This window comes from Pseudomonas sp. StFLB209, from assembly GCF_000829415.1.
Lineage (GTDB): Bacteria > Pseudomonadota > Gammaproteobacteria > Pseudomonadales > Pseudomonadaceae > Aquipseudomonas.
This window is the reverse complement of record NZ_AP014637.1, coordinates 2,737,724-2,754,247: the sequence shown is the minus strand read 5'-3', so window position 1 is coordinate 2,754,247 and position 16,524 is coordinate 2,737,724. Positions and strand designations below refer to the sequence as shown.

The following is a 16,524-nucleotide window of genomic DNA, read 5'->3' as shown; positions in this document are numbered from 1 at the left end:
AAGGCTGTGTAATCAGCAGCGCTGCTGGTGCAGTGCTGCCTGACAACCATCAAGGATGAAAGATATGTCTGACGTCACTGATCAACTACTTGAAACAACGGCTTTTGGCCTATTAATCACAGCGTGGCATGGCGGTTGCTCAAGCCTTGACGGATTGAGGATCGCCATACACCGGGAGTCCCGATGAGCACTGAATTTTTCTGGCGTCTGCCACTGGGTACCGATGGCCCGCAACTGAACACCGCCAACCATAACCGTGGCAACCCTGTGCACCGCCCCGGCCATATTGCCCCCGGTCGGCTGCCTGACGGCGCAGCGGACGGCTTTGGTTACATCGATTACATCGCCCAGGTGGCCAAGGCTGCCGAGCTGGCAGGCTTTGAAGGTGCGCTGTTGCCCACCGGCCCCGAGCCATGGATGGTCGCCGCAGCGCTGGCCCGCGAGACCCGGCGGATCCGGTTTCTGGTGGCGTTCCAGGCCACCTGGACGCTGCCGGCCTATGCCGCGCAGCAAGCGGCGATTTTGCAGAATCTGAGCCATGGCCGGCTGGACTGGAACATCATCACCGGTGGCAACCCGGCCAGCCAGCGCGCCAACGGCGACTTTCTCGAACACGACCTGCGCTACAAGCGTACCGGCGAGTTCCTCGATGTGATCGACGGCCTGTGGCACAACCAGCGGTTCTCCTATGAAGGTGAGATCTACCGTCTGGAGAACGGCGCCCTGCCGCCGGGCCTGCACCACGAGCGCAAACCCGGCGTGTACTTCTCCGGGTTCTCTGATGCGGCGCTGGAGGTCGCCGCCCGCCACGCTGATGTGTACCTGAACTGGGCGGAACCGGTCGATAAGCTCAAGCCGCACATCGAGCGGGTTCGTGAACTGGCCGCTCGTCAGGGGCGCAGCGTGCGGTTCGGCCTGCGCGTCGACCTGTTCGCCCGGGAAACCGAAGCCCTGGCCTGGAGCGACCTGCGCCGCCAGTTCGAGCGCTTCCATCAGCCTGGCGCACGCCCGTTCGGTGCCGGCGGCTCGGACTCGGTGGGCGGCGCGCGGCAGACGGCCTATCACCAGAACATCGACCGCTTTGACGACCTGATCATCGGCCCGAACCTGTGGGCCGGTTTCGCCAAGGCCAAGCCTGGCCCCACCGTCGGTCTGGTGGGCAGCCATGAGCAGATCGCCGAGCGCTTGAACGAGTACCGCGACGCCGGTTTCTCGACCTTTATCCTGGCCGGCAATCCGCATCTTGAAGAAGCCCTGCGCATCGGCCAGCAAGTGCTGCCGCTGGTCCATCAGCATTCACCTACCCCATTGGCAGGAGCCACGGCATGAGCCAGCCACTCGATACCCTTTGGTACACCCGCTGCCCGGTGCCCACCGGCCTGGGCCTGGCAGTCCAGAAAGGCTGGCTCAAAGAGGCGCTTGATCCGTTGGGCACCGCCTTGCAGTCAATCCGCGAGTCCAGCCAGCAGAGCGTGCGCGAGTCGCACTTCGACCATACCTTGCGCAACTCGGTACGCCATGGCGGCAATATCCCGGCCATCTGGGCTCGCGCCCAGGGCCGCGAAACCCGGGTCATCGGCCTGTCGTGGGTGGATGAGGCGCAGTTGATTCTGACCCGGCCCGGCAGCGGCATTCGTTCGGTCAAGGACCTCAAGGGCCGGCGCTTCGGCCTGCCGCACTGGCGCAACGCGCAGATCGACTTCACCCGCGCCCAGGCCCTGCGCGGCCTGGAAAATGCCCTGCGCCTGGAAGGTCTGCAGGTGGGTGACGTGGAGCTGGTCGACTATGTCCACGGCGGCACCTTCAGCGATGCTCCAGCCGAGGCAGTGGATAACACTCTGGTCAGCAGCCACCGCGCCGAAACCCGTAACGCCGAACTGGTCGGCCTGTTGCGCGGCGAAGTCGATGCGATTTTTCTCAAGGGCGCGCATGGCGTGCAACTGGCCCATGAGTTCTCGCTGGTGACAGTAATCGACACCGGCACCCATCCCGAGCCGCTGATCCGCAGCAATAACGCCACACCGCGAACCCTGAGCGTCGATCAGCACTTGCTGGACCAACACCTGGACGTTGCCGCCGGCATTCTCGGCTCGGTGTTGCGCGCCGAGCAGTGGGCGCGCAACAACCCGCAAGAGACACGACGTTTTCTGTCTTATGAGGTCAACAGCAGCGAGTACTGGGTCAGGCGTGCCTATGGCGAAGATGCCCATCAGCGCCTGAACACCGGCTTCGACGAACAGGCCATCGCCGGCCTGCAGGATTTCACCGATTTTCTCCAGCGCTGGGCCTTCATCGCGACCCGCTTCGATGTCCGTGACTGGATCGACACCCGCCCCCTTGATGCGCTGAGCCTTGCCCCTGGCAAGTTGACCGGCTGATCACTTTGCGACGAGACACTTATGAGCCAATCACTCGAAACCCTCTGGTACACCCACAGCCCGGTCCCCACCGGGCTGGGCATCGCCGTGCAGTCCGGCCGGCTGGCCGAAGCTTTCCAGCCCTACGGCACGCGCATCCAGTCGCTGCGTGAGTCCAGCGAGCAGGATGTCCGCGAAGCCCACTACGACCACCACCTGCCCAATTCGGTGCGCCATGGCGGTAACATTCCGGCAATCTGGGCGTATTCCAGCGGCGTGCCGACCCACCTGCTGGGGCTGTCCTGGAGCGATGAGGTGCAGTTGATCCTGACCACCATCGACAGCGGGGTAAAAACCATCCGCGACCTGAAAAACCGCCGCTTCGGGCTGCCCAAGTGGGCCAACGTACAGATCGACTTTACCCGCGCGCAGGCGCTGCGCGGCCTGGAAAACGCCCTGCGCCTCGAAGGCCTGAGCGTCTCGGATGTCGAACTGGTCGATTACCCCTACGGCGGCACCTACAGCGACGAGCGCAAGCACCATAAATACGGCTCGGAAGTGAACCTGGACGTCGGCAGCGTACGCAAACGCAATAACGAACTGATTGGCCTGCTGCGTGGCGATATCGACGCGATTTTTCTCAAGGGCGCACATGCCGCGCACCTGGCCAACGAGTTCGGCTTGCAGGTGGTGGTCGATACCGGCTCACACCCCGACCCGCTGATCCGCAGCAATAACGGCACGCCTCGGGCGCTGACCGTAGACTCCCACCTGTTCGAGAACCATTTCGACGCCTGTACCCGCATCGTCGACGTGGTGCTGCGCACCGAGCAATGGGCCTGGGCCAACCCGGAAGAAACCCGGCGCTATCTGGCCCGCGAGTTGAACACCAGTGAATACTGGGTGGCCGCCGCCTACGGTGAAGACGCCCACCGGCGCCTGCGCACAACCCTGGACCGGCGCTCGATCGACGCCTTGCAGGACTTCACCGATTTTCTCTATCGCTGGAACTTCATCCCGCGGCATTTCAATGTCAATGACTGGGTGGACTTCAGCGTGCTGGAAAAGGTCATCGGCGCCACCTCAAGGCTGGCGGTCTGACGGACCTGCCGCCGGCAATTTGCCTGCGGCAGCTCACGCGCCCTGGTCCAGGCCATTGAGCGGAATCTCGAAAGACTTCTTCACCGTGCGGATCACCAGGGTCGAAGAGTAGGTCCTGATCGGGATGTCTTTGTAGGTTTCCAGGAAGTTGTAGATGTAGTCGGTGTATTCGGTGGCGTCACGCAACTTCGCCACCATCACGAAGTCGAACTCTCCGGTGATCAGGTAACACTCCTGGACCTCAGGCCGGCTGGCCAGAATCTGCTGCATGCGCCGGTCGATGTCGGCGGTGTCCTTGTCGAGCTTGATCATGAACATGGCCGTGACCTGCAGACCAAGCTTTTTATCGTCCAGCACCGCCACCCTGGCACGGATCACTCCGTTGTCCTCCAGGCGCTTGATGCGTCGATAGCAACTGGTCGGTGACAGGCCCACGTTGTCGCTAAGCAACTCCAGACTCTGGCTGCAATCCTTCTGTAAGCGCCCCAGAATCCTCAGATCTATCGCATCTGCCATATTTACTGCGTCCTCCCTGAAAAAATGCAAAAAAACAGCCACTGCACGGTGGCACTTTGCACGAAATCGTCGCGCCTTCAAATTAACATCATTGCGCGAATCAACGTCAGCTCAATAAGCAGTCAGGGCCGGAGAAGGACCGATGAGCGCTACAAAACCGACATGGACGACGGATATTCAGCGCCTGGTCAGTGAATCGTGCTGGCAATTGCCGCTGCAAAGAGTCGCACTGAGCCCCTCCTGGATTGAAGCCACGCAAGGCCAAATCATCAATCTGCGTCAGATCGAGTCGGTCCGGCAATGGTCGCCGCTTATCTATCAGCATCTGACGGCCTCAACGCTCGCGCATCCTGAGCTGAGCCCGTCGGTGTGGTTCGAGGACTCGCTGGAAATCTTCCGCCGCTGGGTCAATCAAGGCTGGCGCATCGATGCCCATGCACCGATGAACGTCGCCGAACGCATCGCTCGAAGCCCACGCCGCCCCCTCCCCGAGCAACCCTGGCACGGCCACGCCGGCCTGCATTCCCATGACCGCAAGCCGTTCGCGGTGCGCCACCTGAATCTGTGCCGCGAGCAGGCACGCAGCGCCCCTGCACTCTTTGCCGAACAGGCACCGAGGCGCATCGGTCAGTTCTGATCTCAACACCTCACGCCGCTGACCTGATGCACAGGATCTGCATCAGGTTTCGACCGGAGTCCCTCCGGTAATGCTTTCTGCTCCCTCTTTCATTCACCACTTGCCGTTGGAGAGTTGTCATGAGTACGCCTTTAAAGCAGTTCACCTCACCCGCCGGGCAGGCCCCGAAGGACTTTCAGAAACTGGGCCTGGAGCAGCAGTTGCCGCAGTTTGAAACCGACTGGAGCAACAACCTCGATGGCTGGACCCAGGCGGCGATCATCGGCAACCCGTGGAGCAGCCTCAATGACGCACCACGAGCGGGTTACTACAACCCGCTGGTCGAGGGCTTCGACGACAACGCAACGCCGGTTGAATGGACACCGTTCCCCAACCGCCTGATTGTCTACCTGACCCAGGCAGGCTCGGCCGCCAACCCGCAACTGGGCGGCAAACCACTGAGCATGGAACAGGTCATGGCCCTGGCCGACAACGGCGAGATCGACATCAACGGCACGGCCCTCAAGCTGTATGACCCGCAAGGCACTGGCAACCTGCTCAACCTGCCAACCGTTCGCTGTCCGCAGATCGACTGGAACGGCCCCTACAAGCCGTTCTCGCCGTCCGGCCCACGTGGCTGGCTGGACGAATACTGCGAGTGGTCGATCACCCGCGATGCCAACGGCAAGCTGCGCAGCGTCATGTTCACCTGCGAAAACCCGGCTTATTACCTGACCCTGTGGCGTATCAATCCTGAAGCGGTGCTGGGCCTGTACAAGGACTACATCGATCCGTCGGTGGTGATTGAAGACCTGTACCTGCGCTACGCCTACGATCAGCCGACCGGCAAGAAAGGCGAGCCGGTGATCGATCCGACCACCGGGCGGGCGGCTTACGACGTGACCAATAAGTGGAACTCGGGCACCGCACGCGTTCCCGGCCAATATGGCGGCGCGCTGCACCTGACTTCCGGGCCCAATACCCTGAGCGCCGAAATCTACCTGGCGGGGGCCGCAACCATTCAGCGTCCCGACGCCAGCAGCGTCAACGCGCAGACCCTGATCTGCTGTGCACAGTACGGACAGAATTTCCGTAACTCCGACCCGTTCATCGGTTTCAGTGCCAATAGCCTGGCAGGCGCTAACCGCATCACCCTGACCGACCCGGTGGGCCTGTATCTGCAGCAGCCGCAGAGCTTCGCGAACTGGAAAGGCCCCAAGGGCGAGGATGTCAGCCAGTACTGGAAAGTCACCCGTGGCAGCGCCGGTACAGGCCCTGGCGGCATCGACCAGATCCTCCATGCGGTGTTCGAAATCCCGGAAAGTGCCGGTTTTTCAATCAGCGACGTCACCATCGACGGCAAGCCGATCGAGTACATCGGGCAGATTGCCAACCAGATGAAAGTGGCGCTGTCGGCCAGCACACTGAACAGCATTGAGCCGCCCATCACCCCTTGCGTGGCTGACCGCACCACGGCGATCCAGCCTTATCCGGTGCAGTTGCTGCCACTGGAGCTGTTCTACGGCGAGTCGCCCAGCGACCTGCCGGCCTTGCTCAAGCCCGGCAGCAGTCATCAGTTCGTGCTGGTGGTGCAAGGCGCCGACGCCGGCACCACCGCCGCAACGGCGCGCATTGAGTTCTCCAACCCCGGGGTGACAGCGCAGGTCAGCGAATTTCTGGCCAACGCCACGCCGGTTCCGGGGGTAACATCGGCCAACGGTACCCAAGGCTATGTCATGACCATCAAGGTGGCGGCCAACGCCGCGCCCGGGCTGGTGCAACTGCGTGCGCTGAACCCGTCCGAAGCCGCCAACCCAAGTGCTGACGAGCATCCATGGGCCAGCTCACTGGCGATCGTGCCGGTCCTTTAACCAATCACGCCGGACCCGCGCAGCGCACTCGCTGGCGCGGGTCTGCGGCTTGCAGGGAGCAGTATCATGCGCTTGTTTACCGCCCTCATCGAACGAGGCCGTGCAGGCCTGCTCGGCACCTTGCTGGCGCTGCTGTCGTGGGGTCTGACTGCCCAGACCAGCCTGGCGGCGGCCAACCCGCAGACACCGGAACAATGCGTACAGCAGCTGGTGTTCGACCCCAACAGTGGCAGCTTTCTGACCAGCGACAATCCATTTTTGCTGTCGCAGAAAACCATCAATTGTTACGCCTGGCAGATGTTCATCGCGATGAACTGGCCGGTCAATCCAGGCTGGCCAACCAACCCGAGCCTGGCCGGCGAGCCAGACCTGCACAGCCCTGCCAGCCAGTTCGGCGTACCGACCCATACCAGCCAGCCGATGAGCATCGTGCCGCTGTGGTCCAGCTATAAAGATGCCAACGATATCTTCCTGCCCGGCGCGGTGCCGCCCAGCGCCTGGGGCGTCCAGGCGCCGGCACCGGTCGGCTGCCAGGCCAGGGCCAGCCTCGGCTCGGTGCGTAGCGGTGCGCGCAAATTTCTGACCGCCACCTCCGAAAGTGCGGTGAGCGCCAGACACCGCTTTCATATTTCTTCCAGCACCCCGGCCACCACCCCTGATCCGACCCTTGAGGCCACTGGCGGCTGGCTGACCGACCAGGCCGGCAATCTGGTGTACTTCGAGCGCAAGGTTGGCAAGGCCGAGTTCGACTACATTGTCGCCAATTCACTGTATGACGCCGCCGACCAGCTACGAGTCGCCACCAACCAGGATGGCAAGAGCCCGCAAGGCCTGTCGCTGCCAGCTGGCGCCCACTTTCGCAACCCGCCCGCCAAACCGGTCGCGCAGGAACAGTTGGGGGCATTCGAGATCAAGGCGGCGTGGCGTATCCTCACCGGCAAGCCGCAGCTGTATTCGCGCTACCTGACCAGCGTGACCTGGCTGCAACGTCCCGACACTGGCGAGTGCGCCCAGGAAGTGGTGGGCCTGGTCGGCCTGCACATCATTCACAAGACCGAAAGCCTGCCGGACTTCGTCTGGACCACCTTCGAGCATGTCGACAACGTCCCCGACGGCGGCCCGGCGCCGGCGGCCGGCTACACCTTCAACAACCCCAACTGCACAGGCAGCAGCTGCCCCCCCAACCAGGAACGCATCACCTGCAATGCCTCCGGCTGCACCGATAACTTCCCGCGCAGCGAGCCGGTTCAGGTCAGCCGCGAGTACCCGCTGAGCAGCTACATGAACGCCCTCAACAGCGCCGTGCAGCAGGCCATTGCCAGCAAGACCAACGGCCAGTCGGTGTTTCAGTACTACAAACTGATCAACGTCCTGTGGGATGGCTCGCCGACCGCACCGAGCCCCGAACCTGGCGCCAACGCGCCTGCACCCTTGGTGTACGGCACCTTCAACAGCGACGGCAATGTTCCGGCGGCCAACACCGTGCTGGAAACCTATATTCAGAATGTCTCGTGCGACGGTTGCCACAAGAACGCGAAAATCGCCGGCAAGAGCGGCCTGGCCGCGGATTTCTCGTTTTTGTTCGAAAACGCCGACTCGGCCAAGCAGCCGACGTTAATCAGAAGCTTGCCCTGAGCGTTCGACAGGCAGCCGCTGGCTGCCTGGCTGTCTCGCCTCCAGCAGCGCAGTGCTGCTCCAGAAGCAGCCCGCCAGCAACCCCTGACGGCCAGGACGCAGTCTGGCCCGAGCAATGAGCCGCGCGGCCGCAAAAGCCGTCCACGCGGCCTGCTGATGAAAATAAAAATCCTTTTTAATCAATTAGTTAAAAATTAAAAAGTTTCTCTGGCCATGGCTTCGGCAACTGGCACAGACCCTGCTATTCCCCCTCTGAGCATCTAGCGCATCCACCACCGACAAGAATGCGCAGTCGTTACTTCTTGCGTCTTATGGGGATTTCATCATGTTGAAGATCAATCCGATTACCCGGGGCATCTGGCTGACGCTGGCCCTGGGTGGCAGCGGCACCAGCCTGGCCTGGGCTGCCGAGCAGACCGGCACCGCCGCCGAACCGGCGCCAGCCCTGAAAACCGTGACCGTCACCGCACAGCGCCGCGAACAGACCGTGCAGGAAGTGCCTGCCGCCGTGTCGGTGGTCAACGGTTCGAGCATTACCGCCGACGGCGTGCGCACGGTGGGCGACATCACCACCTTCGTCCCCAACGCCGCGGCCAAGAACCCCGACGGCGACGGTCGTCCGCGCTGGTACATTCGCGGCCTGGGCACTGGCGATACCGGTGCTGCTACGGTTTATCCGGTCGGTATCTACGCCGACGACGTGTACCTCAATGCGCCTATCGCCGGCGGCGGCCCACTGTTTGACCTTGAGCGCATCGAAATCCTGCGTGGCCCGCAAGGCACCCTGTACGGCAAGAACACCACCGCCGGTGCGGTGAATATCATTTCGAAGAAACCCGGCTTCGACACTGACGGCTACGGCACCATCGGTTTTGGCAGCAAGAACGAGCGTATTCTCAGCGGCGCGCTGGGCGGTGCGCTGGTGGATGAAAAACTCGCCGCACGGGTGTCGCTGTACTCCGAAGAGCGCGATGGCTTCACCACCAACGAAACCAACGATCACACCTACGGCGACGTCAACAAGAAAGCCGCCCGCGTGCAGTTTCTCGCTCAACTGACCCCGGACCTGGACGCCCTGTGGAAAATCCACAGCCGCGAGTACAAGGGCGACGGCAGCAACGGTTCGCTGCCGACCGGCACTTATTACAACGTTGGCTACCAGCGCCCTGAAGGCCGCCGGATCGAGCTCAACGTCAATGAAAGCTCGCGCCTGGACCATGACGGCAGTTCGCTGACCCTGAACTGGCACCTGGGCGACTACACCCTGACCTCGATCACTGCTTACGACTACATCCGCAGCAAATCGTTCAGCGACGGCGACTACACCCCTTACGAAGTCAACGGCACCTCACTCAGCGACAACGAGTACCGCCAGTACTCCCAGGAACTGCGCCTGGCCTCGCCGCAGCAGGAGCGCCTGCGCTGGCTGGCAGGCGCGCATTATTTCCACGAAGACCTCGACAGCTCCGGCATCCGCAGCATCGCACCGGGCACCTCGCCCAACGGCACCGGCTCCAATCAGGTCGGTGCAACCGTGCTGCGCGACCTGAATTTTGACCACAGCACCGACAGCTACGCGCTGTTCGGCAACGTCGCCTTTGACCTGACCGACAATTTCACCCTGACCACCGGCCTGCGCTACACCCAGGAAAAGAAAGACATTGATCTGAACCTGACCCAGCTGACCCGCGCCACCGCCACCGGCCCGCTGATCCCGCTGAGCAGCGCCGGGGCGAACGGCAGCAGCGAGCGCGACAAGACCTGGGACGCCTGGACCTACGACGTCACGCCTGAATACCGCATCAACGACAACGTGCGGGTGTTCGCCCGTTACGCCCACGGCTTCCGTTCCGGCGGTTTCAACACCGGCCTGTCCACCAGCCTGGCGCAGCTCAGCACTGTCGACCCGGAAGAACTGGATGCCTACGAGCTGGGCCTGAAGTCGGAGTGGTTCAAGGGCCGGCTGATCGCCAACGCCAACGTGTTCTACTACGACTACTCCGACATCCAGGTGAACCTGCTGACCGTCAACAACGGCATCCTGACCACAGCACTGACCAACGGCGCCAAGGGCAAGGTCAAGGGCGCCGAGCTGGAACTCGAAGGCCAGCCGACCGAGTACCTGCACCTGCGCGCCGCGCTGTCGTATCTGGACACCGAATACACCGACTTCAAGAACGTCAACCCGACCACCGGCGCAGTGACCGCCGACTACAGCGGCAACCGCTTCGTGCGCTCGCCCAAGTACGTGGTATCGCTGGGCGCCGACTACACCATACCGCTTGAGGTTGGCGGCAAGCTGGTGGTGGGCGGCGACGTGAGCTTGCGCGACAAGGAATACTTCCTCGCCGACCGCCAGAGCAGTGTCGACAAGGAACTGAGCCAGCCGCATTACACCCTGGCCAACGCACGCCTGACCTGGTTCAGCCCGGACGAAAAACTCAGCGTCACCGGCTTTGCCAACAACCTTACCAACCGCGAATACCAGGTTCACGGCCGCCCCAACGGCGCCACCGGGCAGAACGTGATCGTCTACGGCGACCCACGCACCGTGGGCGTCTCGGTGACCCAGCGGTTCTGAGGATCAACGGCAGGAGCGGCTCGATCCGCGAACGGGGTTTAGGGTTTAGGGGTTTAGGGGTTTAGAAGATTCGGGGCTGAAGCCCCTCCTACGGCCCCTCCTACGCCCCCCTACGGCCCTCCTGCGTACCTGAAAAATTGCCTTTCCCTATAGGGGTCATCATGAACGTGCGTCTCAACCCACTGGCCGGTGCCATTGCACTGGTCGCCAGCGGCCTGGCCTTGCCCGCGCTGGCCGCAGAAACTTCAAGCCCGGCAGCCAGCGACAGCGCCGGTAAACTCGACACCGTCGTGGTGGTCGGCACCCGGCGCAGTGACCTCACCGCACTGGAAAGTGCCGCACCGGTCGATGTGCTGTCTTCAGAGCAACTGCAAACCACCGGCGCCAACGACTTACAGTCGGCGCTGACGGCACTTTCGCCGTCGTTCAGTTTTCCGCAATCGCCCCAAGGCGCATTCGCCGGTTCCATCGCCCAGGGCGCTTCGCTGCGGGGCCTGGCCTCTGACCAGGTACTGGTGCTGGTCAACGGCAAGCGCCGTCACGCCAGCGCCAACGTCACCCGCCAGGGGGTGGTCAACGCCCGTGGTGCGGCGGCCGTGGACCTGAGCCTGATTCCGCTCAGTGCCATCGAGCGGGTGGAAATCCTGCGTGACGGCGCCGCCGCGCAGTACGGCTCCGATGCCATTGCCGGGGTGATCAACATCGTGCTCAAGGAGCGCGATGAAGGCGGCAACATCGGCTACCGCTTCGGCGGCTACGACAAGGGCGACGGTCTGCAACGCAAACTCAGCGGCTGGAAAGGCTTTGCCCTGCCCAACGACGGCTTCCTGACCCTGAGCTTCGACGCCGGCAATCAGGACCCGGCCAGCGATACCCGCGACGACAACCGGATTTTTTATGCCGGTTCACCAAACATCAACACCGCCCGCGAACAGAACAACGGTTACCGCAACTGGCGCTGGGGCTCGGGCGCGGTCTCGGATCAGTACAATTTCATTGCCAACAGCGAAATCAATCTCAGCGACTCGCTCACCGCCTACGGTTTTGCCAGCTACGGGCACAAGAACACCGACTCGGAAAACTTCTACGATCCACCCACCACCCTGGCCAGCAACTACGGCAGCGTGGCCCTGGCACGCTACCCGGACGGGCGGATTCCGATCACCCGCTACAACCTTGAAGACTACGCGGCCACCGGCGGCCTGCGCTGGGAGGATGCGCAACTGGGCAAGTTCGACCTGGCGTTGAACTACGGCAACAACACGCTCAAGTCCACCGACCGCAATGCGATCAACCCCAGCTACGGCAACGCCAGCCCATCGAAGATCTACACCGGCGAGCGTGAAGCCGACCAGACCAACCTGACCCTGGACTGGGTACGCGACTTCGATACCCGACTGCTGTACAAGCCGCTGACGGTCTCGGCCGGCGTGGCCTGGCGCAAGGAAAACTACGAGCTGAGTGCGGGGCAAGCCGAAGGCTGGGCCAACGGTCCGCTGTTCAATACCCTGGACCCGGTCACCAACCGCCGCCTGGCCGGCTACTACTCGGGGATTACCCAGGTTGACGCGGCCTCGCTGGAGCGCAAGGTGTTCGGCGGCTATGTCGATGTCGAGGGGCAGATCACCGAGAAATTCCAGGCTGGCGTCGCGCTGCGCTCCGAGCACTACTCTGACTTCGGCGACACCACCAACGGCAAGCTGTCGCTGCGCTACGACTTCACCCCGCAACTCGCCGCCCGCGCCACCGCCAGCACCGGCTACCGCGCCCCGTCACTGGTGCAGAGCGGCCTGTCGTCGTTCAGCGTCCAGGCGGTCGAGCAACCGACCGGCAGCGGCAACTGGGTCGAGGTGCAACAGCGCCTGCTGCGTGCCGACAGCCCTGAAGCCCGCTTGCTGGGCGGCCAGGCACTCAAGCCGGAAGAGTCGACCAGTTTCTCGCTGGGTCTGGTCTGGCGACCGCTGGAAAATGCCTCGGTGACGGTCGATGCCTACCGTATCGAGATCGACAACCGGATCACCCTGTCGGACCAACTGACCGCCGCCACGGTCGCACCGGTGTTTGCCGGCACCCAGTACAGCAACATTCAGAGCGCAGCGTTCTACACCAACGTGGCCGACACCCGGACCAACGGGATTGAGGTGACCGGTAACTATCGGCTGAACCTCAATGAATTCGGCAAGCTCAATCTCAATGCCGGCTTCAGCCAGAATGACACCAAAATCACCGGGCTGCGGGATGTGGGCGGTATCAGCGGTTCGCAGATTGTGGGCCGCAACACGCAAGGCCTGATCGAGGAAGGCACGCCAGAGAACAAATTCACCCTGGGCGCGAACTGGGCTTATGGCAACTGGGGCGTGAACGTCGCGCAACGGCGCTACGGCGAGTGGAAAAGCCGTAATGCAACCAACCCGGCCCTGGACCAGACCTTCAGCGCACAATGGGTCACCGACCTGGATGTCTCATACACCTTCGCCAAAGGTGTAAAGCTGACCGTGGGTGCGATCAACCTGTTCGACAGCCACCCGGACAAACTGGAAGGGTCGCAGTTGTATGGCGTGCCGAAGTACAGCATCACCTCACCGGAAGGCGCCCAGGGCGCGTTCTACTACACGAGTGTGAGTTACGACTTCTGATCGGTTGAATGCTGCCAGACCCTGTAGGATCGCCGCCCGGCCGCTCCTACCGGCCAACAGGCATTCGCGAGCGGGCCAACTGGCCGCTCGCGTGCCGGGGTATACCCGTCAGGACGACAGGTAGGAAGAGCGGGTCAGGCCCAGCCGCAGGGCATCGAGGTACTGGGTGCGTTCACGCGGGCTGATCCTGGCGCTGGCGACCTTGTCGCGGTAGTGGGTCATCAACTCCTCCGGCGACAGGTGCACATAGCGCAGCATGTCTTCGATGGTGTCGTGGGTCTCGATACCGGCGTGGTACACGCTGCCGTCCTGGTTCTGGTAGATGTTCACCGAGTCGGTGTCACCGAACAGGTTGTGCATGTCACCGAGAATTTCCTGGTAGGCACCGACCAGGAAGATCCCCAGCAGGTAATCTTCGCCGTCCTTGAGGGCATGCACCGGCATGCTGGTCTCGATGCTCTGCTCGTCGACGTACTGGTTGATCTTGCCGTCCGAGTCGCAGGTCAGGTCTTGCAGCACAGCGCGGCGCACCGGCTCTTCGTCCAGCCGGTTGAGCGGGATGATCGGCAATACCTGGCCGATGGCCCAGGTGTCAGGCAGGCTCTGGAATACCGAGAAGTTACAGATGTACTTGTCGGCCAGCTTGTCGTTGAGTTCGTCCAGCACCTGGCGGTGCGAACGCTGGCGAGCCTTGAGCGAGTTGTGCAGGCGTCGGCACAGGGCAAAGTAGCACTGCTCGCCCAGCGCCTTCTGGGCCAGGGTGATCTTGCCATCAGCATACTGGGTGGCGATGTCGCTCATGTAGTGCGTGGCGCGCCAATAGGTCTCGGTGACCATCTCGATGTCGTTGTGATCGATCAGGTCGACCAGCCACTGCACGGTTTCCGGCAGGCTGGCCTTGTCTTCGATTTCGGGAACCTGGTCGTTGTGGCGCTCCACGTCGGTGACCTGGACCACCAGCACCGCATGGTGAGCGGTCAACGAGCGGCCGCTTTCCGAGAAGATATGCGGGTGCGGCAGGCCCTGCGCGTCGCAGAATTCCTTGAGCATGCCGACCACCACACCGGCGTAGTCGTCGATGTCGTAGTTGATCGAACTGGCGTTGCGCGAGTGGGTGCCGTCGTAATCGACGCCCAGGCCGCCGCCGACGTCGATATGGTCCACCGGCAGGCCGAGGCTGCGCAGTTCACCGTAGTAACGGATCGCTTCCTTGAAACCGTGCTGGTAGTCGGCCAGGTTGGCGATCTGTGAGCCCATGTGGAAGTGCACCAGCCGGATGCCCTGATCCAGGCCGGCCTTGCGGAAACGCTCGACCACCGACAGCAGCTGCGCGGCAGACAAGCCGAACTTGGATTTCTCGCCGCCGGTGTCGGCCCACTTGCTCGACGCCAGCGACGACAGCCGCACGCGCAGACCGACCTGGGGCGCCAGCTTGAGTTCGGCGGCTTCCTCGATCACCAGTTCGACTTCGGATTCTTTCTCGATGACGATGAACACGTTGTGGCCCAGCTTCTGGCCCATCAGCGCCAGACGGATGAACTCACGGTCCTTGTAACCGTTGCAGACGATGGTGCCGCCCTTCGGCGCCAGCGCCAGCACGGCCATCAGCTCGGGCTTGGAGCCGGCTTCCAGGCCGATGGAAACGTTTTGCGTGGCGATGATGTTTTCCACCACGGCTTCTTGCTGGTTGACCTTGATCGGGTACAACGCGGTGTAACGGCTCTGGTATTCCAGGCGCGCGATGTTGTCATCGAAAGCGCCAGTCAGCTTGCGCACGCGATCTTGCAGAATGTCCGGGAAGCGCACCAGCAACGGCAGGGTCAGGCCGCTTTTGCGCAGGTCGTCGACCTGCTCGTAGAGGTCGATCGGGGTGCTACCGGCACCGTTGGGACGAACTTCAACGCGACCGGCTTCGTTGATCGCGAAATAACCGGCGCCCCAATGGCGAATTCCATAAACACTGCGGCTGTCCGCCACGGTCCATTGGCTGCCATCGTCTTTGCGTGTGCGTCGTACGGACATCGAAGTCCCCTGTCTATAAGTCGGTAAACGTCGGCCAAAGGCCGACCGGGCGCAGTTTAAAGCGCGGAAATGACGGTTTGGCTCCAGCGGCGCGGTTCAGCCGCCGGATTTTTTAGCCTTGAAACCTTTCTTGACCAGCTCGGCGATCAGCAGTTCGACATGATCGCCCTGGATCTCGATCACACCGTCCTTGAGCGAACCACCGGTGCCGCAACGCTGCTTGAGCGCTTTGGCCAGGTCTTTGAGGGCATCTTCAGCCAGTGGCACACCGCTAACTGTAGTTACGGTTTTGCCACCACGGCCTTTACTTTCGCGGCGCACGCGAGCGATACCGTCACCGGCAGGGATAACCGTTTGCTTGCAGATACAGGCATCGACGGGTTGACTGCAATCGGGGCAATGGCGCCCGGCGTCAGTTGAATACACCAGCCCACCGAGGGCTGCGAAGGAAGCGGCTTTCTTGACCACGGGAAATCCTCGGCTTGAGGACTGAACACTGGACCGTCAGGGGACCTGCGGCCGCGAAGCCCCACTCTGGCAGGGGCAGCGCTGATCGGGCAACGACACTGCCCGAAGGCCGCGCAGTGTAACGGCAAATTTCCTGATTGCTAAGGGCCGGAATGCGGCAATTTACTGGGTTTTTGCGACCTGCTGCAGATAGGTCTGCAACGCCACCAGCGAGTCGGGGCAGCAAGGCTTTTGTTCACTCAGGCGCCGAGCCTGCTCGATGGGCAGGAAACAGGCTTCCAGGACCTCTTCTGGCTGCAACCGCAACGGGCTGTCCGAGACCGCCGAGAACACCGCGCACCAAAGCCGGTTGCCGCGCTCGTCAAACAGGAAACGGCCGTGATCTCGCAACGCCACACCGCCCACCCCCAGCTCTTCTTCGAGTTCGCGGGCCGCTGATTCAGCGTAAGTTTCATCCGGCTGGACCATGCCGCCGGCCGCAACATCCCAGTAGCCGGGATAAACGGCTTTGCTCAAGGTGCGACGATGCACACACAGCTCGCCCACAGAGTTGAATAACAGGATGAAGGTGCCACGGCCGATCAGACCCTTGTCGCGCAGCTCGGCACGCGGCACACCGCCGAGCAGGCGGTCCTGTTCATCAACCCAGGCCACCAGCTCAGCGTCGGAGGCCGCCCGATGAGCGGCCTCCTGTTCCAGCGTAGTCACTGACTCACTCACC

General features: G+C 62.5%; 12 protein-coding genes. 8 read left to right on the top strand and 4 right to left on the bottom strand.

Annotation, left to right across the window (positions count from 1 at the left end):
• Nucleotides 1-183: 183 nt before the first annotated feature.
• The 3 genes from PSCI_RS12425 to PSCI_RS12415 are packed head-to-tail and all read left to right on the top strand — an operon-like array spanning nt 184 to nt 3,458.
• Nucleotides 184-1,329, top strand: coding sequence for an LLM class flavin-dependent oxidoreductase (locus tag PSCI_RS12425; RefSeq protein ID WP_045487073.1), 1,146 nt, complete (start codon nt 184-186; stop codon nt 1,327-1,329).
• Nucleotides 1,326-2,378 carry an ABC transporter substrate-binding protein gene (locus PSCI_RS12420; RefSeq protein ID WP_045487070.1) on the top strand — a complete coding sequence of 351 codons (1,053 nt, stop codon included), beginning with the start codon at nt 1,326-1,328 and terminating at the stop codon, nt 2,376-2,378. The genes PSCI_RS12425 and PSCI_RS12420 overlap by 4 nt, the downstream gene beginning before the upstream one ends.
• Before the next feature lie 21 nt (nt 2,379-2,399).
• Nucleotides 2,400-3,458 carry an ABC transporter substrate-binding protein gene (locus tag PSCI_RS12415; RefSeq protein WP_045487067.1) on the top strand — a complete coding sequence of 353 codons (1,059 nt, stop codon included), beginning with the start codon at nt 2,400-2,402 and terminating at the stop codon, nt 3,456-3,458.
• 33 nt (nt 3,459-3,491) lie between these two features.
• On the opposite strand, the gene PSCI_RS12410 is transcribed toward PSCI_RS12415, so the two are convergent.
• On the bottom strand, nt 3,492-3,974 hold the full coding sequence (locus PSCI_RS12410; RefSeq protein ID WP_173426683.1) for an Lrp/AsnC family transcriptional regulator: 483 nt from the start codon (nt 3,972-3,974) through the stop codon (nt 3,492-3,494).
• 142 nt (nt 3,975-4,116) lie between these two features.
• On the opposite strand from PSCI_RS12410, the gene PSCI_RS12405 reads away from it, so the two are divergent.
• The 5 genes from PSCI_RS12405 to PSCI_RS12385 all read left to right on the top strand — a co-directional run bounded on the left by PSCI_RS12405 (nt 4,117) and on the right by PSCI_RS12385 (nt 13,313).
• Nucleotides 4,117-4,611: a hypothetical protein gene (locus tag PSCI_RS12405; RefSeq protein ID WP_045487064.1), complete on the top strand. Its 495-nt coding sequence runs from the start codon at nt 4,117-4,119 to the stop codon at nt 4,609-4,611.
• A 119-nt stretch (nt 4,612-4,730) separates the two neighbouring features.
• Nucleotides 4,731-6,461: a hypothetical protein gene (locus PSCI_RS12400; RefSeq protein WP_045487061.1), complete on the top strand. Its 1,731-nt coding sequence runs from the start codon at nt 4,731-4,733 to the stop codon at nt 6,459-6,461.
• Between the two features lie 66 nt (nt 6,462-6,527).
• Nucleotides 6,528-8,096 carry a hypothetical protein gene (locus PSCI_RS12395; protein ID WP_144403240.1) on the top strand — a complete coding sequence of 523 codons (1,569 nt, stop codon included), beginning with the start codon at nt 6,528-6,530 and terminating at the stop codon, nt 8,094-8,096.
• A 325-nt stretch (nt 8,097-8,421) separates the two neighbouring features.
• Nucleotides 8,422-10,677 (top strand): TonB-dependent receptor, encoded by a 2,256-nt coding sequence (locus PSCI_RS12390; protein WP_045487058.1) that lies wholly within the window; start codon nt 8,422-8,424, stop codon nt 10,675-10,677.
• Between the two features lie 161 nt (nt 10,678-10,838).
• Nucleotides 10,839-13,313 (top strand): TonB-dependent receptor plug domain-containing protein, encoded by a 2,475-nt coding sequence (locus PSCI_RS12385; RefSeq protein ID WP_045487055.1) that lies wholly within the window; start codon nt 10,839-10,841, stop codon nt 13,311-13,313.
• Between the two features lie 108 nt (nt 13,314-13,421).
• Here PSCI_RS12385 and speA read toward each other — a convergent pair whose 3' ends face one another.
• The 3 genes from speA to PSCI_RS12370 form a co-directional block, all read right to left on the bottom strand.
• Nucleotides 13,422-15,335, bottom strand: coding sequence for an arginine decarboxylase (gene speA, locus PSCI_RS12380; protein WP_045487048.1), 1,914 nt, complete (start codon nt 15,333-15,335; stop codon nt 13,422-13,424).
• Between the two features lie 96 nt (nt 15,336-15,431).
• Nucleotides 15,432-15,803, bottom strand: a complete 372-nt coding sequence (locus PSCI_RS12375; protein WP_045487045.1) for a translation initiation factor Sui1 — start codon at nt 15,801-15,803, stop codon at nt 15,432-15,434.
• A gap of 162 nt (nt 15,804-15,965) precedes the next feature.
• Entirely contained in the window at nt 15,966-16,523 is a 558-nt protein-coding gene (locus PSCI_RS12370) for an NUDIX hydrolase (protein WP_373568487.1), read from the bottom strand.
• Between the last annotated feature and the right edge of the window lies 1 nt (nt 16,524).